Source organism: Streptomyces canus 299MFChir4.1 (assembly GCF_000383615.1).
Lineage (GTDB): Bacteria > Actinomycetota > Actinomycetes > Streptomycetales > Streptomycetaceae > Streptomyces > Streptomyces canus_C.
Window position 1 is genome coordinate 511,649 of sequence record NZ_KB911584.1, and the last position, 18,440, is coordinate 530,088.

Here is an 18,440-nt window from a genome sequence, read left to right on the forward strand (position 1 = left end):
CACTCCGAATCACCGGCGTCAGGCAAGTTGGACTGAGGACGGACGGCATGACACCTATCTCCAGGAGTGGCTCGGGACGCAGGAGTCTCGCGACCCTCGTATGTGGTGCGCTGGCCGCCGGAGGGCTCGCAGCCGCCGGTGTGGCCACGCTGGAACCTGGGGCGGCCTCCGCCTCCAGTCACCGGGAGGCCCCGCTGATCTCGGGCGACCCCCAGCACGACAACACGGACCTCTACGCGTTCGTCAGCCCCGACAAGCCGGACTCGACGACGATCGTCGCCAACTGGATCCCGTTCGAGGAGCCCGGCGGCGGCCCGAACTTCTACCAGTTCGCCGAGGACGCCCAGTACGACCTCCACATCGACAACAACGGTGACGGACAGGGCGACCTGCTCTACCGCTTCACCTTCAAGACGCACGTCAAGAACAAGAAGTCGTTCCTGTACAACACCGGCGTGGTCGAGAGCCTCGACGACCCGGACCTGAACGTCACCCAGACGTACGACATCGAGCTCTTCCGGTTGAAGTACGGGAAGGTCCAGTACAAGACGAAGGTCGCCGACGACATCCCGGTGGCGCCGTCGAACGTCGGCAAGGCGTCCATGCCGAACTACGAGAAGCTGCGCGACCAGGCGGTCTACAAGCTTCCCGGCGACGCGACGGCCTTCGCCGGCCAGGCCGACGACCCGTTCTTCGCCGACCTGCGCGTCTTCGACCTGCTGTACGGCGGAAACCTCACCGAGGTCGGCAACGACACGCTCAAGGGCTACAACGTCAACTCGATCGCCCTCCAGGTCCCGACGGACATGATCGCCGAGTCCTCGCACCAGCCGGTCGTGGGCATCTGGTCGACGACCCAGCGCAGGAACGCGCAGGGGTACTACTCCCAGGTCTCGCGCCTCGGCAACCCGCTCGTCAACGAGGTAGTCAACCCGCTGAAGGACAAGGACAAGTTCAACGCGTCCTCGCCCTGGCAGGACGGTCAGTTCCTGAAGAACGTGACCAACCCCGAACTGCCGAAGCTCATCGAGGCGATCTACAAGATCCCGGCCCCGAAGGAGCCCCGCAACGACCTCGTGGACGTGTTCCTCAAGGGTGTGAAGGGGCTGAACCAGCCGCCCCACGTCCGCCCCGCCGAGGAGCTGCGCCTCAACACGTCCATCAAGCCCACCGATTCTCCGAAGCGGCTCGGTGTGCTTGATGGCGACAACGCCGGATTCCCGAACGGCCGTCGGCTCACCGACGACGTGATCGACGCCTCGCTCCAGGTCGTCGAGGGCGAGCTGGTCGGGTCCAAGAACGACCTCGGTGACGCCGTCGACAAGAACGACAAGGACTTCGAGAAGTCGTTCCCGTACGTGGCGCTGCCGACGGAGGGTTCGCGCGGTCCGCTCGCCAAGGGCACGTCCGGCGGGAACGACGTCCGCAACCAGCTCGGGGACGCGCTCTCCCCGGCGGGGACCTCCGGCTCGGACAACATGTCCCTGATCGCGGGGTCCGCGGGTGCGGGGGCTGCGGGTATCGCGCTCATCGGTTTGGCGCTGATGTGGTGGCGCCGGATGCGGCGGCGCGCCTACTAGGCCCGCCGATCCCCCCACCCCCCCTTACTGGCGCGGCCCGCACGACTCCATCCCCCACGGTGCGGGCCGCGCCGCGGTACACGATCGATCACGAACGAATCAGGAGAGGGCATGTCCGGGTCTACGACCGACAGCGCACCCGAGGACGAGCAGAGCGGTTCGTCGGAGACCGTGGAGCCCTCTGCTCAGGCCGACGACGAGACGGTCGCCGAAGAGAAGATCGCCGCCGTGCGGCGGGTCTCGGCGGCCGGCCGGCGCTGGCAGGCCGCTCAACTCGCCGGGTGCGCGGCCCTGTTGGCGGTCGCGCTGACGGGCGGGTCGATCGCCTTCGGGGCGCTGCGGGACGGCGGCACGGCCACCGTCGCGAGTTCTTCGTCGGCCGTCTCCCCCGGTCTCATGGCGAGCGGTGACCTCGACGCCGGCATCAAGGCGATCCAGGCCCATCTGCGCGGCCAGCCCAGGGACTTCGGCAGCTGGGCCACCCTCGGGCTCGCCTACGTCGAGCAGGCACGGACCAAGGGTGACCCGTCCCGGTACCCGCAGGCCGAACAAGCCCTCAAGAAGTCACTGGAGTTGGCGCCCGACAACGACCAGGGGCTCGCCGGTCTCGCCGCCCTCGCCGCGGCCCGGCACGACTTCAAGGGCGCCCTCACGTACGCCGACAGGACCCTGAAGCAGAACCCGTACGACGAGCGCGCCCTCTGCTCCCGGATCGACGCCCTCGTCGAACTCGGCCGCTACGCCGAGGCGTCGAAGGCCGCCGACCTCGCGGACGAACGGCGGCCCGGCATCCCGGTGTTCACCCGCTACGCCTACGTCCACGAACTGCGCGGCGACGTCCGCACCGCCCGCGCCGTCCTGGAGCGGGCCCTGTCCACCGCGACCACTCCGGGCGACATCGCCTACGTGGCCGCCGCGCTGGGCCAACTCGCCTGGAACCAGGGCGACTACGACACGGCCCTGACCGACTACGCCCGTGCCCTCGCCGCCGACGACGCCTACCTCCCCGCCCTGGAGGGCAGGGCCCGCGCCCAGTCCGCGAGCGGCCACCGGGCCGCCGCGGTCAAGGGCATGGAGGCCGTCGTGGCCCGGTATCCGCTGCCCGGGCCGCTCGTCGCGCTCGGGGAACTGTACGAGGACCGGGGTGCCGACGGGGACAAGGCCAGGGCCGGCGACCAGTACGCGCTCGTCGACGCCTGGATCGCGCTCGCCCGCGCCAACGGCGTCAACGCCGACCTCGACACCGCGCTCGCCGCCGCCGACCACGGTGACAAGGGCTCCGCCCTGAAGGCCGCCCGCGCCGAGTGGGCCCGCCGGCACACCGTGCACACCGCGGACGCCCTCGCGTGGGCCCTGCACGTCAACGGCCGCGACAAGGAGGCCCTGCCGTACACCCGGCAGGCCACCGCCACCGGCTACCGCAACGCCTCCTTCCTCTACCACCGCGGGATCATCGAGCTCGCGACGGGCGACCGGAAGGCCGGCCGGAGCCATCTGACCTCCGCCCTGAAGCTCAACCCCGGTTTCTCCCCCCTCGGCGCCCGTGAGGCCCGCAAGGCCCTCAAGGAGGCGTCGAAGTGAAGCCCCGCCGTCTGTTCGCGTCCCTCACGGCCGTCCTGACGGCGGCCTGTGCGCTCGCGCTGCTCCCTTCCGGCAGCGCGAGCGCCCACCCCCTCGGCAACTTCACCGTCAACCGTTACGACGGTCTCGTCGCCGCCCCCGGTCTGCTCCGCGTCGACCACGTCGAGGACCTCGCCGAGATCCCCGCCACCCAGGCCAAGCCTGACATCGACAAGCTCGGCATGACGGAGTGGGCGGCCCAGCGCTGCCAGAAGGCGGCGGAGGGCTCCAAGGTCACCGTCGACGGTCGCACGACCGCTCTGGCCGTGAAGACCGGCCACGCGCGCGTGCGTCCCGGTCAGGCAGGGCTCCACACCCTGCGCGTGGAGTGCCGGCTGACCGCCCCGCTGCCCGAGGACGCCACCGTCACGCTCGGGTTCCACAGCGCGGGCACCGACTCGGGGCCCGGCTGGCGCGAGATCACCGCGCGCGGCGACCGCATGACACTCGCGAGGTCGGACGTCCCCACGAAGTCGGTCTCGGACGAACTGACCACGTACCCGCAGGAGTTGCTCTCCTCTTCCGCTGACACCGTGACCGCCTCCCTGCGGGTACGGCCCGGCGGGCCGGCCCTCACCGAGGAGCGGTCGAACGCCCCCGCCGCCTCCGTGCTGCCCCGCGGCGCCGACCGCTGGACCCGCGCCCTGGACTCCCTGGTCGCACGGCACGACCTCACCCTCGGCTTCGCCGCGCTCGCCCTGCTCATCGCGGTCGTCCTGGGCGCCATGCACGCCCTCGCGCCGGGCCACGGCAAGACCCTGATGGCCGCGGTGGCCGCGGCCCGCGGCGGCAGGGCCCGGATGAAGGACGTCCTGCCGCTTGCCGCCTCCGTGACCGTCACCCACACCCTGGGCGTGGTCACCCTGGGCCTCCTCGTCACGGCCGGCTCGGCGGCGGCGCCCTCGGTGATCGCGTGGCTGGGCATCGCGAGCGGGGTGATGGTGACCGCGGCGGGCGTCACCCTGCTGCGCCGGGCCCTGCGCACCCGCGCGCACCAGCACGGACACGGGCCTGGACACGGGCACACGCACGACCATCCGCATGACACCGAGAAGCACGTGGAGCGCTCCCTGGTCCTGGTCTCCGCCCACACACAGACGGCCCCGGCAACGGCGGCCACGCACACACATGCCCACGCACCGAGCCACACACACGACCACGAGCACGACCACCATCACGGGCACGACCACCCGCACCCCCACGACCACTCCCACGCCCTGGAGCACACCCACGGCGGCTCCACCCACATCCACGCCGTCGCCCCCACCGTCCGCGGCACGATCCTGCTCGGCTTCGCGGGCGGTCTCGTGCCCAGCCCCTCCGCCGTGGTCGTGCTCGTCGGGGCCGCCGCGCTGGGACAGGCCTGGTTCGGGCTGCTGCTCGTCGTGGCGTACGGCGTCGGGCTCGCCCTGACGCTGACCGCGGCCGGATTCGCCGTCGTCAGGCTGGGCAGTGGAGTCACACGGCTGCTGGACAGGCGCCCCCGCCTGGCCGCGAGCCCGATGACCGCCCTGGTGCGCAGGACCGCGCCCCTGATGTCGGCGTTCGTCGTGGTGGCTCTCGGGGCAGGATTGGTGCTCAAGGGGGCGGCATCCGCACTCGGCTGAGCTACTTTTGTACAGAATTCTCGTGCGACATCACGCGGAGTGGAGATTTCGCCCGGATGCGAATGGGGGACGCCCGTGTCCGAAGAACCGGGCAGTGAACGAGTGATCGCGGGCCGCTACCGCCTCCTGTCCCCGCTCGGCGAGGGCGGCATGGGAACCGTGTGGCGCGCCCGTGACGAGGTGCTGCACCGCGAGGTCGCCGTCAAGGAGGTGCGCGCGCCGCACGGCCTGGCGACGCACGAGGTCGAGCGGCTGTACGCCCGCCTCGAACGCGAGGCGTGGGCGGCGGCGCGGGTCGCCAACCGCAATGTGGTCACGGTGTACGACGTGGCCACCGAGGACGGCCGCCCGTGGATCGTCATGGAACTGGTGCGGGGCATCTCGCTCGCCGAGCTCCTGGACGCGGAGGGCCCGCTCGACCCGCAGCGGACCGCGCACATCGGTGCCGAGGTGCTCTCCGCGCTGCGGGCCGCGCACGAGGCCGGGGTGCTGCACCGGGACGTGAAGCCCGCCAACGTGCTGCTGTCGAACGACGGCCGCGTGGTGCTCACCGACTTCGGCATCGCCCAGGTCGAGGGCAGTTCCGCGCTCACGATGACCGGCGAGGTGATCGGTTCGCCCGAGTTCCTGGCCCCGGAGCGGGCGCTCGGCCGCACCCCGGGCCCGGAGTCCGACCTGTGGTCGCTGGGCGTGCTGCTGTACGCCGCCGTCGAGGGCAACTCCCCCTTCCGGCAGAACACCCCGCTGAGCACCCTGCGCGCGATCGTGGACGAGGAGCTGCCGCCGCCGTACCGGGCCGGTCCGCTCACGCCGGTGATCGAGGGGCTGCTGCGCAAGGATCCCGCACAGCGGCTGCCGGCCGACCGGGCCGAGCAGGAGCTGCGGATCATCGGGGCGGGCGGCACGCCCCGGGCGGATGCCGTGCAGGCGGGCCCTTACGCCCCGACCATGGCGGCGCCCTTCCCGCAGGAGCCGCCGACGGCCCCGTACCGGCCGGCGCCCACGCCCACCTCCACCCCCGTCGCGGCCTCCGGGCCCCCGGAGCGCAACCGTCGCGCGACCGTCGTCCTGGTCGCGGGCGTGCTGGCCCTCGCGCTGGCGATCGCGGGGCTGACGTACGCGCTGCTGAACCGCGACAACGGCGACAAGGGCGGACAGACCGCCAAGGACAGTGGTCCGGCGGTGAGTTCACCCGCGCAGACCAAGACGGACGAGCCAAGCGACACCCCGTCCCCGAGTCCGAGCAAGAGCACCACGAGCGCGCCCCCGCCGCAGTCGGTGGCCGTCTCGCTGTCGGGCTCGAACACCGACTACACGGGCAGCTGTCCGCCGGACAGATCGGCGGCCCCCACCTTCACGGTCACGCTGGAGGTCGGGCGGCTCCCGGCGACGGTGACCTACCGCTGGGTGTCGAAGAACGGCTCGGTGAACGGCAGTTGGAAGACGCTCACGTTCCCGGCCGGGGGCGGAAAAACTCAGCAGGACAGGCGGTTCGTCACCACGCAGGACGACAGCGGGACGTTCGAGGACACCATCAGCGTGGAGGTCCGCGACCCCGTCGAGAAGACGTCCAACTCGGTCCCCTTCTCGCTGACATACGTGGCGGAGACCCCGACCGGCACCGGCGAGGCCTCCCCCACTGCGTCCCCGTGAGGGGTGATCAGGCCGCGCTGTTCAGGACCGGGAGGTAGCCGCCGGACTGGCCGGCCGCGGTCGGGTGGTAGGACTCGCCGATGTTGAGCAGGTTGAGGCTGTGCAGCCAGGCGCTGCCGGAGCAGAGTTCGTGGCCGGTGAAGGCGGAGCGGACGTCACCCCAGGCGAAGCCGTGGTTCGCGGCCCGCTTGGCGATCGCGGTGTCGAGGTAGTCGGCGGCGTCGTTGATCGCCTTCCGCTTGGTCTCGGAGAGGCCGAGGCAGGTGGTGCCGAGCTTGTAGAAGCGGGGGTAGCCGAGGACGACCACGTGGGCGTTGGGGGCCCTGCCGCTGATCTGCGCGTAGACGGTGTCCAGTTGGCCCGGGAGCGTCGAGTCGACGTACGCCTTCGCGGTGTTGATCCGGGAGAGGCAGGAGCTGTCGGACTGGAGCACACAGGTCGTCATGACGTCGGAGAAACCGGCGTCGTTGCCTCCGATGCTGATGGAGACGAGTGCGGTGGCGGAGCTGAGCGGGGTCAGCTGATTCGCCAGAACATCACCCGTACGGGCGCCCGAGCATGCGGCGAACGTGAACGACGAGGGTGAGTGGGCGGCCGCCCAGAGGTAGGGGTAGGCCTTGGTGCTGCGCTTGCAGTCGCCGCTCGAACCGATGTAGCTGCCCGCGCCGACACCCGAGGAATAGGAGTCCCCCAGGGCCACATAGGGGCCCTGGGCGGCGTGGGCGGTGCCTGTCCCGGTGAGGACTGCGGCGAGGGCGAGGAGGAGTGAGCCGACGTACGCGGCAAATCGGGAACGTCTCATGGAACCTCCCTTTAGCAGGATCTCTGCCGTATCCGTCGTAGCAACGACACGCACCAACGGGAAGTGTTCATGCCAAAATCGGTGCCGGCACCACGGCCCGCGCCGCCGTGCGCTCTTGACGCTCCCCCAGGCACTGCGCGACATTGAAGTCCGGCATCCGGCGCTTTCTGGGGGGAAACGTCGCCCATGCAGACAACACGTATCCGGAGACCTTCGCGTGCGTCCGGAAGAGACCTCACGCCACTGCTCGCGGGCGCCGCGACCACCGTGGGGGGATGGGGTGCCCTGCTCGCGCTCACCGGCTCCGACTCACCGCTGCGCGCCCCGCTCACGCTCTTCTTCCTGCTCGCGGCACCCGCCGCCGGTATCGCCGCCGCCCTGCGCGGCTTCGATCCCTTCGCCCGGGCGCTGGCCTCGCTGGCCGGCTCGGTCGTCCTCAACATGCTGGTGGCCCAGGGCATGCTGGCCACGCACCGCTGGTCGGCGCGCGGCGGTGTCACGGCGATGGCCGTGATCAGCGTCCTCATCCTGCTGCTGGTGCTGATACGGCGGCACCGCGCGGTGCAGGGGCAGGACCTCTGACGTGGACATCAGCGTGTACCGCCCCGGCGAGCTGAGCGCGGCCGACCGGGTGGCGTGGACCGCCGTGCAGTCCAAGGCCCATCTGCACGGGGCGCCGGGTCTCGCGAACCCGTTCCTGTCCCCCGAGTTCGCGCTCGCGGTGGGCCGGTGCAGACGGGGCGTGCGGATCGCCGTCGTACGGGAACAGGGCGAGCCCGCCGCGTTCCTCCCCTTCCAGAGAACCGCCGCCGGTGTCGGCCGGGCAGTCGGCCTCGGCATCTCGGATGCCCAAGGACTGGTACACCGGCCGGGATTCACCTGGGACGCCCGGGAGCTGCTGCGCGCCTGCGGGCTGGCGGTCTGGGAGTTCGATCATCTGGTGGAGGGCCAGGGGCCGTTCGAGGCGGAGGCCTCCGGCAGGTTCCCCTCTCCGGTCATGGACGTCGAGCAGGGGTACGCGGCCTATCTGGCCGGACTGCGGGAGCGCTCGCCGAAGTTCACCCGCACCACCCTCGCCAAGGAGCGCCGACTGGCCCGTACGGCGAGCGAGTTGCGCTACGTCCACGACGAGCGCGACCCGGCCGCCCTGCGCACCCTGATGGGCTGGAAGTCCGCCCAGTACCGCAGGACCGGCCGCAGCGACCGCTTCGCACACGAGTGGATCGCCCGGCTCGTGGAGCGGCTGTTCCACACCCGCTCCGAGCCGTTCGCCGGGATCCTCTCGGTGCTGTACGCCGACGGGAAGCCGGTCGCCGCCCACTTCGGGCTGCGCACCGAGCGCGTCCTCGCGTGCTGGTTCCCGGCGTACGACCCGGAGTACGCGAAGTACTCCCCGGGCCTGGTCCTGCATCTGCGGATGGCCGAGGCGGCCGCCGCCGACGGTGTCGCGTACCTCGACCTGGGCCGGGGGCAGAAGGAGTACAAGGACTCCCTGAAGACACGGGAACTGACCGTGTCGGAGGGGTGGGTGACCCGCCGGCACCCGGTCGCGGTCGGACACCGCGTCCGCCGGGTTCCGGTGCGGACACTGCGCAACGCCGTGGTGGCACGGCCGGAGCTGTTCGAACCCGCCGACAGACTGTTGAAGAAGGTGGGCAAGATCCGCTCAGGAAGGACTGTAACGGTCAAACCAACAAAAACGTGAGGCCTCGTTCCAGGTCTTGCCATACGGGTTCAATCGTCAATACCGTCATACATCACACCCGCACCGTCCCGTCATCAAGCGGCTCTAGGGGAGGGCTCAAGAACCGCGACGGGGGCGCGGGGCGCGGTAGGGGGGTGCCGTGCTCGGTGACCGCACAGGTGACCGAGTCGTGCCGCGCGACCGGCTGTCGTTTTCCTGAACAAGCACAGCACGACGGCGGTCGGCCAGCTTTGCCAGCTCACCCGGCACGTACGGAGATTCCTTCCGGCATGCCGTGTGTGAGAACCCCCCTTTCGAACCGGAGCAACAAGCCGGACCGCCCAGGGGAGGGCGGTCCACCGGACGAGAGGGAACCAGACTCATGAGTTCAGTTCTGCGCCCGGCGACTGCCGGCCAGGATGTGCCGACAGCCAGCCAGTACCGGCCGATCTCCACCCACCTGGCCATCGCGCCACCGGTGAGCGTGGTCATACCCGCCATGAACGAGGCGGAGAACCTTCCGTACGTCTTCAAGACCCTGCCCGACTGGATCCACGAAGTGGTCCTGGTGGACGGCAACTCCACGGACGACACCGTCGCGGTGGCCCGCGAGCTGTGGCCCGAGGTCAAGGTCGTGGAGCAGCACGGCAAGGGCAAGGGAGACGCCCTGATCACCGGGTTCGAAGCCTGCACCGGTGACATCGTCGTCATGATCGACGCGGACGGCTCGGCCGACGGCAACGAGATCGTCTCCTATGTGTCCGCCCTCGTCTCGGGCGCGGACTTCGCCAAGGGGTCCCGCTTCGCCAACGGCGGCGGCACCGACGACATGACCTTCATCCGCAAGCTCGGCAACTGGGCGCTGTGCACCATCGTCAACCACAAGTTCGGCGCCCGCTACACGGATCTGTGCTACGGGTACAACGCCTTCTGGCGGCACTGCCTCGACAAGATCGACCTCGACTGCACCGGCTTCGAGGTGGAGACCCTGATGAACATCCGGGTCGTCAAGGCGGGGCTGAAGGTGCAGGAGATACCGAGCTACGAGTACCTGCGCATCCACGGCGCGAGCAATCTGCGGGCCGTCCGGGACGGGTTCCGGGTGCTCAAGGTGATCCTCGGGGAGCGGTCCAACCGGCGTGCGCTGCGCCGCCGCACCCACCACTCGCCGCTGCTCGACTCGCGCCGGGGAGAGGTGTCTTGAGCGATCCCGACATCTCCGTCGTGATCTGCGTGTACACCGAGGACCGCTGGGAGGACATCCTCGCGGCGGTCGCCTCGGTGCGGACGCAGTCGTATCCGGCCCTGGAGACGCTGCTGGTCGTCGACCACAATGCGACGCTCCTGGACCGCCTGACCAAGGAGTACAAGGAAGTCCGGGAGGTCCGCGTGTTCGCCAACGCGGGCCCCCGCGGCCTGTCCGCAGGCCGCAACACGGGGATCGCCGCCGCGCGAGGGGAGGTGATCGCCTTCCTGGACGACGACGCCGTCGCCGAGCGCGACTGGCTGCGGCACTTCGCCGCCGCCTACGCCGACCCGCGGGTCATGGCGGTCGGCGGCCGAACGGTGCCGATCTGGGCGTCGGGGCGCCGGCCGGCCTGGTTCCCGCGGGAATTCGACTGGGTGGTCGGCTGCACCTACAAGGGCATCCCGGCCGGCCTGGTCCGGGTGCGCAACGTCCTCGGGGGCAACGCCTCCTTCCGCCGCAGCGCGTTCGACGCGGCGGGCGGCTTCGCCACCGGCATCGGACGGGACGGCGACAAGCGCCCGCTGGGCTGCGAGGAGACGGAACTGTGCATCCGGCTGAGCCGGGCCAGACCGGACGCGGTCCTGCTGATCGACGACCGGGCGGTGATCCACCACCGGGTGCCAGAGGTGCGCGAGCACTTCGGGTACTTCCGCACGCGCGCGTACGCGGAGGGCCTGTCGAAGGCGCTGGTGGCCCGAAGCGTGGGCGCGGACAAGGGACTTGAGTCGGAGCGCCGGTACGCCACCCGGGTGCTGCCGGCCGGGGTGGTGCGCGGGCTGCGGGACGCCGCGCTGGCCCGGCCGGGCGGCGCGGGCCGGGCGGGCGCGATCGTCGCCGGGGTGCTCACCGCGGCCGGCGGGTACGTGGTCGGCACCGTCCGGGCGTGGCGGGGAGGAGCCACCTTCTCGGTCGTGAAAATTGAGGGGGACAGACATGGCTGAGCCGCCCGTACCGATCCTCATGTACCACGCGGTCGCCACCGACCCGAACGACGCCACCCGCGTGCTGTCGGTGTCCCCGGAGGCCTTCGCCCAACAGATGGAACTGATCGGCGAGTCGGGACTCACCCCGGTCAGGACGGCGGATCTCGCGGCCCGTTGGCGCGACGGCCGGCCGCTGCCCGCGCGGCCCGTCCTGATCACCTTCGACGACGGCTACGAGGGCGTCCACCGGCACGCCCTGCCCGTGCTCGCCAAGCACGGCTACCCGGCGACGGTGTTCGTCTCCACCGGCTGGCTCCGGGGCGCGTACGACACGGGCGGCGGCCTGGACACCATGCTCGACTGGGACCAGGTCCGCGAACTCGCCGCGGCGGACGTCGAGATCGGCGGCCACACCCACACGCACCCGCAGCTCGACCAGCTCGACGACGGCGCGCTGCGCCACGAGCTGATCCACTCCAGGGAGATCGTCACCGACGAGGTCGGCACCGCGCCGGTCTCGCTCGCCTACCCGTACGGCTACTCCAGCCGCCGGGTGCGCGAGGCGGCCCGCGAGACCGGGTACGGCCAGGCTCTGGCCGTGAACAACGCCCTCGCGCGGCGCCGCCAGGGGCCGTACGCGCTGACGCGGCTGACCGTGCGCCGCGCCACCACGGCCGAGGAGTTCGAGCGGCTCGTCCAGGGCCGTGCGATCGCCCGGGACTTCGCCAGGGACCGTGCCCTCACCAAGGGGTACGCGTTGGTCCGAAGAGCACGACAGGTCCGCCGGAAGGTCTCCCGTTCCCGTGTCTGACACGACGACCACGACCGAGCCCGAGTCGACCGCGGCCAAGGCGCCCGAGCAGTCGGGGCGCCGTCTTCGGCTGCCCGGACTGGGTGGGGGCGGCAACCAGCTGTTCCGCAACGCCTACGCCCTGATGCTCAACACCGGTATCTCCGCGGTGCTCGGCCTCGGCTTCTGGCTGGCGGCCGCCCGCTACTACTCCGAGTCGGCGGTCGGCCAGGGCTCCGCCGCGATCGCCGCGATGAAACTCCTCGCGGGACTGACCGCGGTGACCCTGACCGGAGCGCTGGCCCGCTTCATACCGGTCGCGGGCCGGGCCACGGGGCGCCTCATCGCCCGCACGTACGCGGGCAGTTCGGTGCTCGTGGCGATCGCCGCCGTCGTCTTCCTGCTCACCCTGGACGCGTGGGGGCCGTCGTACCGGTTCCTGCACGGGCCGGTGAACGGGCTCGGCTTCATCGCCGCCGTCGTCGCCTGGAACGTGCTCACCCTCCAGGACGGGGTGCTGACGGGGCTGCGCAGCGCGCTGTGGGTGCCGGTCGGCAACACCGTGTTCTCCGCGGTGAAGCTGGGACTCCTGGTCGCGTTCGCGGTGGCGATCCCGACGGCCGGTGTCTTCGTGTCGTGGGTCGCGGCGATCGCCGTCTCGGTGCTGCCGCTGGGCTGGATGGTGTTCCGGCGTCTGGCGCCGCGCCATGTGAAGGCGACCGAGGGCCACGCGAAGCCGCCCTCCCTCAGGGAGATCGGGCGCTTCCTCGCGGGCGACTACACCGGCTCGTTGTTCTCGCTCGCCGTGGTCTACCTGGTCCCGGTGATCGTGGCCTCCCAGGTCAGCTCCCAGGACAACGCGTACTTCTACATCACCACGACGATCGGCGGCACCTGCAACCTGCTCGCCATCAACATGGGTGCCTCCCTGACCGTCGAGGGCTCGCACGACCCGGGCCGGCTGGCCGCCAACACCCGGGCCGCGCTGAAGCGGATGGCGCGGATCATGCTGCCGGTGGCCGGGGTCCTGTTCTTCGGGGCGCCCTGGATCCTCGGCGTGTTCGGGGCGGGGTACGCGGACGCGGCCACCCCGCTGCTGCGCTGGTTCGCCGTCGGCGCGGTGCTCCGGGTCGTCATGGAGACGTACTTCGCGGTGCTGCGCGCACAGAGCCGTACCTCCGGACTCGCCTGGTTGCAGGGCCTGTTGTGCGTGATGGTGCTCGGTCTGACGCTGCTGCTCCTGCCCCGCATGGGGCTGACCGGAGCGGGCGTCGCCGAGATCTCCTCGCTCGCGGTGATCGTCGCGATCGCCGCGCCCAGGCTGTACCGGACGGTCCGGCTCGCACCGGCCGAGGTGCCCGCGACCGCGGCTCCCGACGGCGACCTCGCCGACCTCGGGGCGCGCGAGGTACCGGCCGCGGGCCGTGCCCGCCGTCCCGGCTGGGCGCTCGACCAGGACACCCTCGCGCTGGGTATCCACGTCGACTTCGACCACCAGGAACGCCGTCCGGACGTACGCCCGGGACCCGGCACCCCGCCCACCGGCACACCCGTGACCGGCGTGACGCGCGACCGGCCGACGTGGGCGCTGCGGAAGCCGCCCGAGCTCGGGCTGCCCGTGGAGGCACGGGAACCGGGCTCCGAGTCCTCCGTGGGACCGGCCGAGACGGAGGTGGACGCGCCGTTCGAGGTGGCCTTCGACGCGGGCAAGGAGGTCGACGTACCGGAGGAGCCCGCCGTACCGGAGGAGGCGCCACAGCCCGCCGAGCCGCCGCGGCCCCTGTCGTGGCGGGAACGGCTCCAGCCCACCTGGCTCGGGGTGTTCCTCGGCTGTCTGCTGGCCGTCGCGCTGCTCCTGTACTGGGTGCCGGCCCTGGGTCTGGGCGAGGCAGACCTGGACCGGATGGGCGGGCTAGGGCTGATCTCGGTCCTGCCGCTGCCCACGCTGGCCGGCGCGGCGCTCCTGGTCGTGGTCTTCGCCTCGCTGCTCTGGCTGGGCCGCGAGCACAAGGCGCTGCTGCTGCTCACTCTGGTGGCGACCGTGTTCTCGCTGCACGCGCTGCCCGCGGTGATCGAGGCCGAACCGCGGTTCGCGACGGCTTGGCAGCACCTCGGGTTCCTCGACTACATCGACCGGACCGGCTCCGCGGTGCCCGACCTGGACGCCCGCTGGAGCTGGCCGGGCTTCTTCGCGGTGGCCTCGTTCGTCGGGCAGGCCTGCGGGGTCACAGACTTCACCGAGATCATCCGCTGGTGGCCCACCGCGATCCAACTCGCCTACCTGGTGCCGATGTTCCTGCTGGTACGGCACATGCGGGCGAGCTGGCGGGCCAAGTGGACCGGCATCTGGATCTTCGTACTCAGCGGCTGGGTCGGCCAGGACTACTTCTCCCCGCAGGGGTTCACCTATCTGCTGTATCTGGTGTTCGTGGCGGTCCTGCTGGTCTGGTTCCGCGCCCCGCGCGTGATCTGGACGAAGCGGCGGCCCGGCGAGGCGGAGGTCGAACCGACGAACCGCCGCCAACGGGCCGTACTGCTCGCGGTGTTGATCGGTCTGTTCGCGGCGAGCGTGCCCGCCCACCAGCTCACCCCGTTCGTGATGCTCGGCGTGCTGGCGGTGCTCGTCCTGATCGGCCGCAGCGAACTGCGCGGTCTGCCCATCCTGTTCGCCGTCATGGTCGCCGCCTGGATCGGCTGGATGGCCGAGCCGTACTGGTCGGGCCACTTCGACGACCTCTTCGGCGGGGTCGGTGGCGTCGGCGGCAACGTCTCCTCGTCGGTCTCCGGCCGTATCGAGGGCGGCAGTTCGACGCACAAGCTGGTCCTGTACGTGCGCGTGCTGCTGGCCGGCGGGGTCATGGCCCTCGCCTGCTACGGCTGGTGGCGGCGGCGCGAGCACAAGTACCGGGAAGCCGCGCTGCTCGTCCTCACCTTCGTCCCGTTCCTCGGTTTCGGCATGCAGTCGTACGGCGGCGAGATGGCGCTGCGGGTCTTCATGTTCGCCCTGCCGGGTGCCGGTCTGCTCGCCGCGCTGGCGCTCTTCCCGCGCACCGGGGTCACCGCGAAGGAACGCGAGAAGGACCGGGTCTCTCTCGCCCCGGTGGCCGCGCTGATGGCGGGTCTGCTGCTCATCGGCGGTTTCCTGGTGGCCCGTTGGGGCAACGAGCCGTTCGAGCGGATCCAGCCCGGCGAGGTCGCCGCCATGGACTACGTCTACGCCCACGACGATCCGACGGTCCGGGTGCTGTGGCTGTCCAATGACACGCTGAACAACGTGACGCCGGCGATGCCGTGGGGCGCGAAGGACATGGAGAAGGTGTCCTACGTGCCGACGCTCGCGCCGACCGACCCGGTGCTGGTGTCGAGCCTGGTCAAGGCGCTGAAGGACGCGGGCCCGAACTCGTATCTGATGGTCAACGTCAGCCAGGTCACCTATCTGCGTCTGGACGTGGGCTACTCGCGGACGTGGGAACCGCGGCTGCTCGACAACCTCGACGGCCGCAAGGAGCTCAAGCGGGTCCTCACCAACGACGACGTGACCATGTACGCGCTGCGGGACCAGCCCGCCGGGAAGGTTCCCAGGGCCGATCCGGGGCCGATCGGACCGCAGGTGACCTGGACGCCGTGGTCGGTGGTGGGGGCGCTGGCCGCGCTGGCGCTGATCCTGCTGCTCTCGGCCCGGGAGGTGGTGCGGGTCGCGGTGCGGCCGGGGGTGCGGCAGCTGCGGTGGCTGCAGAGCAGCTTCTGGTTCGCGCTGCCACTGCTCGCGGTGTTCCTGGCGGCGCTGGTGCAGCGGTTCCTGACGATGAAGTGACGCCTTCGGAGGTTCTTTCGGAGGTCAAGTGGCTCAGCGGGTGAGCCACTTGACCTCATATGCCTGCATGTCGAACCTCTTCCCGTCGACATCGGCGCTGATCTGCCGGTTCAGGGTGTTCACCACCAGGACCGTCCGGTCGGTGGCGAGGACCCGGACGTTGGGCACGTCATCGGCGGCGACGGAGACGTTCTCGTACGTGCTCCCCGGCGCGAAGGCCTTGTTGAACCGGCTGAGCAGGTCGAACATCGGCAGCTTCCGTCCTCCGCTCCCGCTGTCCGTCGGTGTCCAGAGACAGCCCGCGCAGTCCGTGCCCTTCTCGTTCTCCGGGTTCCAGTAGAAGGCGGACGTGGTGCCGCCCTTGGCCAGCGCGATCATTCCGGCGGCCTGCACCGCGACCCGGCGGTTCTCCGACCAGCCCTCGCGCTCGTCCTGGCTGTCGGCGGGCTCGACGTAGTACTCGGCCCACCACAGGGGCAGGTTCCCGGTCCGCTGCCGCACCCAGGTGCTCACCGCGGTGAACTTGTCGGTGGCCGCGAACTCGTTCGGCAACAGCTCGTCGTCGTTGGTGTAGCTGGAGCCGTCCACGACCACGAAGTCGGCACCGGCCTTGTTCCTGTTCCAGTAGTCGAAGGCGTCGAGGATCCGCTGGTCCATCGCGCCCCAGGCGCCCTTGAAGGTCGCGGAGGCGTCCCCGGAGCGCGGGTCGACGCTGTCCATCACGAGATACGGCCCGCCCACCATGATCTTGGGGTCGACCTTCTTCAGCGCCTTGTAGACCAGGTTGTAGAGCTGGGTGTAACCCTCGTAGTCCCAGCGGGCCTTCGCGTCGTTCCAGAAACCCTTGAACTCGTTCCAGACGATGAAGTGGCGTACGTCCGGGTACCGCTTGGCGACGGTCGCGGCGAGCGCGGCGTAGTCCTCGAAGTGGGCGGGGTCCGGCGCGGTCTCCAGCGCCGCCTTGCTCCAGTCGGTCTTGCCGACGCCCGCCTCGCCGCCCTTCATCCAGTCCGGCGCGCAGCACAGGGTGAGGGTCGGCGTGGACCCGGAGGCGCGGATGAAGTCCACGCGCCGGTCCAGGTCCTCGAAGTCGTACCGCCCCTTGACCGGCTCGGGGTTGTCGGCGCCCCAGCCCATGATGTGCTGGTTCTGCGGGAGACCGCCCGCGTCCTCGATCCGTTGTCCGACCCGCTCGCCGGCCGCGGAGCTGCCCTCGTCGGCGCTGAACTGGGTGTGCGTGAAGCCCCAGCCGACGTCCGGGGTGTCCGCGTCCGGTGTGGTCGTCGGGGTGCCGTGGACCCGGTCGCCGTTGCGTGAGGTGCCGTCGGTGCCCGCGCCGCCGCCCGGAAGCGTGTTGAGGAGGGTCACGACCAGCGCCAGAGCCACCGCGCCCACCCCGAGCAGAGCGGTGAGCCGCCACCGCCGTGCCCCCGAATACCACTCATGACGTCCCATCGGGGGCAACGGTATCCGCGAACACACCTGCGCGGGCAGATGTCGGAGATGCACAGCCTTGTAACAGGAGGTAGCGGACAGACCGGAAACACCGGACGCCGGCGACACGATCCGCGCACTCCGGAAACCGGGTGCGTATGGGGGTCCCGTGCCGGATCATGGGCCGCATGTCTGCGAACCCACACGACGCTCTGCCGATCCGGCTCAACGTCGACGACAGCGACTCGCCGTCCGACGTCGTCGACGCGCTGTTCCTCGGCCGCTTCGCGACGGGCGAGCAGCCGTACTCCCACGCGGCCAACATCGACCGGGTCCGCACCGGGGCCACCCTCCTGCCGCCGGGCGCCCGGGTGCTGCGCGTCGCCCGCGACGACGACCGCAGCGCGACGCTCGCCGAGGGCGACGGCTGGACCCTGCTGGTCTCCCGCTGGAACCGCGGCGCCGACGTCACCGTCACGGCGACCGAGCCCGAGCTGGCCAAGAAGGTCCTCGACCAGGCCACCGACGGCGCGGCGGACGAGCCCGAACCCCAGCCGGAGAACGTGACGATGGGCTTCTGGTACGTCTCCCCCAGGCGCGGCCCGCACCGCACGACCCGGCAGATCTCCGCGGGCACCTGGGACGAGGTCCGCCAGAACTACACGGCGCCGGTCGCGGACGCGATGGACCGCCTGATGAAGACGACCCCGGAGGACATCGCGGGCCGCCTGCTCCTGCTGCACGGCCCGCCGGGCACCGGCAAGACCTCCGCCCTGCGCACACTGGCCCGCTCCTGGCGGGACTGGTGCCAGGTGGACTGCGTCCTGGACCCGGAGCGGCTGTTCAGCGACGTCGGCTATCTGATGGACATCGCGATCGGCGAGGACGACTCGACGGGCAAGGGCCGCTGGCGGCTGCTGCTCCTGGAGGACTGCGACGAGCTGATCCGCGGCGAGGCCAAGCACACGGCGGGCCAGGCCCTGTCGCGGCTGCTGAACCTGACCGACGGTCTGCTGGGCCAGGGCCGCAACGTCCTGGTCGGCGTCACCACCAACGAGGACCTGGAGCGCCTGCACCCCGCCGTGGTCCGCCCCGGCCGCTGTCTGGCCCGGATCGAGGTGGGCCCGCTGACCCGTGGGGAGGCCGTGGGCTGGCTCGGCGCCGAGGAGGGCGTGGGCCGTGAGGGGGCGACCCTGGCGGAGCTGTACGCGCTGCGCCGGGGCACGTCGCCGACGGCGGTGCCGGAGCCCCGGCCCGGGGCGGACGCGGGGCTGTACCTGTAGT

13 protein-coding genes are annotated in these 18,440 nt (G+C 71.0%); 11 read left to right on the forward strand and 2 right to left on the reverse strand.

What is annotated here, in order from left to right:
• The first annotated feature begins 47 nt into the window (after window positions 1-47).
• From H293_RS0110400 to H293_RS0110415, 4 genes are all read left to right on the forward strand, one after another.
• Complete coding sequence (locus H293_RS0110400; protein WP_199790147.1) at window positions 48-1,580, forward strand: DUF4331 domain-containing protein; 1,533 nt, start codon at window positions 48-50, stop codon at window positions 1,578-1,580.
• A gap of 111 nt (window positions 1,581-1,691) precedes the next feature.
• The gene (locus H293_RS0110405; RefSeq protein ID WP_020117811.1) at window positions 1,692-3,161 is read left to right on the forward strand and encodes a tetratricopeptide repeat protein; all 1,470 of its coding nucleotides are present in this window, start codon (window positions 1,692-1,694) and stop codon (window positions 3,159-3,161) included.
• A complete protein-coding gene (locus H293_RS0110410) occupies window positions 3,158-4,807 on the forward strand; it encodes an urease accessory protein UreH domain-containing protein (RefSeq protein ID WP_020117812.1) in 1,650 nt (549 codons plus the stop codon). The genes H293_RS0110405 and H293_RS0110410 overlap by 4 nt, the downstream gene beginning before the upstream one ends.
• A gap of 75 nt (window positions 4,808-4,882) precedes the next feature.
• Window positions 4,883-6,460, forward strand: a complete 1,578-nt coding sequence (locus tag H293_RS0110415; protein ID WP_028807726.1) for a serine/threonine-protein kinase — start codon at window positions 4,883-4,885, stop codon at window positions 6,458-6,460.
• Window positions 6,461-6,467: 7 nt separating this feature from the next.
• Here the strand turns inward: H293_RS0110415 and H293_RS0110420 are convergent, their stop codons facing one another.
• Window positions 6,468-7,262 (reverse strand): SGNH/GDSL hydrolase family protein, encoded by a 795-nt coding sequence (locus H293_RS0110420; protein ID WP_020117814.1) that lies wholly within the window; start codon window positions 7,260-7,262, stop codon window positions 6,468-6,470.
• Window positions 7,263-7,448: 186 nt separating this feature from the next.
• On the opposite strand from H293_RS0110420, the gene H293_RS49315 reads away from it, so the two are divergent.
• The 6 genes from H293_RS49315 (at window position 7,449) to H293_RS0110450 (ending at window position 15,722) form a co-directional block, all read left to right on the forward strand.
• On the forward strand, window positions 7,449-7,844 hold the full coding sequence (locus H293_RS49315; RefSeq protein ID WP_028807727.1) for a hypothetical protein: 396 nt from the start codon (window positions 7,449-7,451) through the stop codon (window positions 7,842-7,844).
• Between the two features lies 1 nt (window position 7,845).
• Window positions 7,846-8,967 (forward strand): GNAT family N-acetyltransferase, encoded by a 1,122-nt coding sequence (locus H293_RS0110430; protein ID WP_020117816.1) that lies wholly within the window; start codon window positions 7,846-7,848, stop codon window positions 8,965-8,967.
• Between the two features lie 361 nt (window positions 8,968-9,328).
• Window positions 9,329-10,150 (forward strand): glycosyltransferase family 2 protein, encoded by an 822-nt coding sequence (locus tag H293_RS0110435; RefSeq protein ID WP_028807728.1) that lies wholly within the window; start codon window positions 9,329-9,331, stop codon window positions 10,148-10,150.
• Window positions 10,147-11,136: a glycosyltransferase family 2 protein gene (locus H293_RS0110440; protein ID WP_020117818.1), complete on the forward strand. Its 990-nt coding sequence runs from the start codon at window positions 10,147-10,149 to the stop codon at window positions 11,134-11,136. The genes H293_RS0110435 and H293_RS0110440 overlap by 4 nt, the downstream gene beginning before the upstream one ends.
• Window positions 11,129-11,929, forward strand: a complete 801-nt coding sequence (locus tag H293_RS0110445; RefSeq protein ID WP_020117819.1) for a polysaccharide deacetylase family protein — start codon at window positions 11,129-11,131, stop codon at window positions 11,927-11,929. Before H293_RS0110440 ends, H293_RS0110445 begins: the two co-directional genes overlap by 8 nt.
• The gene (locus H293_RS0110450) at window positions 11,922-15,722 is read left to right on the forward strand and encodes a lipopolysaccharide biosynthesis protein (RefSeq protein ID WP_020117820.1); all 3,801 of its coding nucleotides are present in this window, start codon (window positions 11,922-11,924) and stop codon (window positions 15,720-15,722) included. The genes H293_RS0110445 and H293_RS0110450 overlap by 8 nt, the downstream gene beginning before the upstream one ends.
• Window positions 15,723-15,755: 33 nt before the next feature.
• On the opposite strand, the gene H293_RS0110455 is transcribed toward H293_RS0110450, so the two are convergent.
• Window positions 15,756-17,177 carry a GH39 family glycosyl hydrolase gene (locus tag H293_RS0110455; RefSeq protein WP_020117821.1) on the reverse strand — a complete coding sequence of 474 codons (1,422 nt, stop codon included), beginning with the start codon at window positions 17,175-17,177 and terminating at the stop codon, window positions 15,756-15,758.
• A 167-nt stretch (window positions 17,178-17,344) separates the two neighbouring features.
• Between H293_RS0110455 and H293_RS0110460 the strand changes: the two genes are divergently transcribed.
• Window positions 17,345-18,439: a DUF5925 domain-containing protein gene (locus H293_RS0110460; protein ID WP_028807729.1), complete on the forward strand. Its 1,095-nt coding sequence runs from the start codon at window positions 17,345-17,347 to the stop codon at window positions 18,437-18,439.
• The last annotated feature ends 1 nt before the right edge of the window (window position 18,440 follow it).

Bases quoted from the DNA above. Each gene is read 5' to 3' on its own strand.
- H293_RS0110435 (WP_028807728.1), top strand. From the start codon at position 9,329: ATGAGTTCAGTTCTGCGCCCGGCGACTGCCGGCCAGGATGTGCCGACA.
- H293_RS0110405 (WP_020117811.1), top strand. From the start codon at position 1,692: ATGTCCGGGTCTACGACCGACAGCGCACCCGAGGACGAGCAGAGCGGT.
- H293_RS49315 (WP_028807727.1), top strand. From the start codon at position 7,449: ATGCAGACAACACGTATCCGGAGACCTTCGCGTGCGTCCGGAAGAGAC.
- H293_RS0110445 (WP_020117819.1), top strand. From the start codon at position 11,129: ATGGCTGAGCCGCCCGTACCGATCCTCATGTACCACGCGGTCGCCACC.
- H293_RS0110460 (WP_028807729.1), top strand. From the start codon at position 17,345: ATGTCTGCGAACCCACACGACGCTCTGCCGATCCGGCTCAACGTCGAC.
- H293_RS0110420 (WP_020117814.1), bottom strand. From the start codon at position 7,262: ATGAGACGTTCCCGATTTGCCGCGTACGTCGGCTCACTCCTCCTCGCC.
- H293_RS0110400 (WP_199790147.1), top strand. From the start codon at position 48: ATGACACCTATCTCCAGGAGTGGCTCGGGACGCAGGAGTCTCGCGACC.
- H293_RS0110455 (WP_020117821.1), bottom strand. From the start codon at position 17,177: ATGGGACGTCATGAGTGGTATTCGGGGGCACGGCGGTGGCGGCTCACC.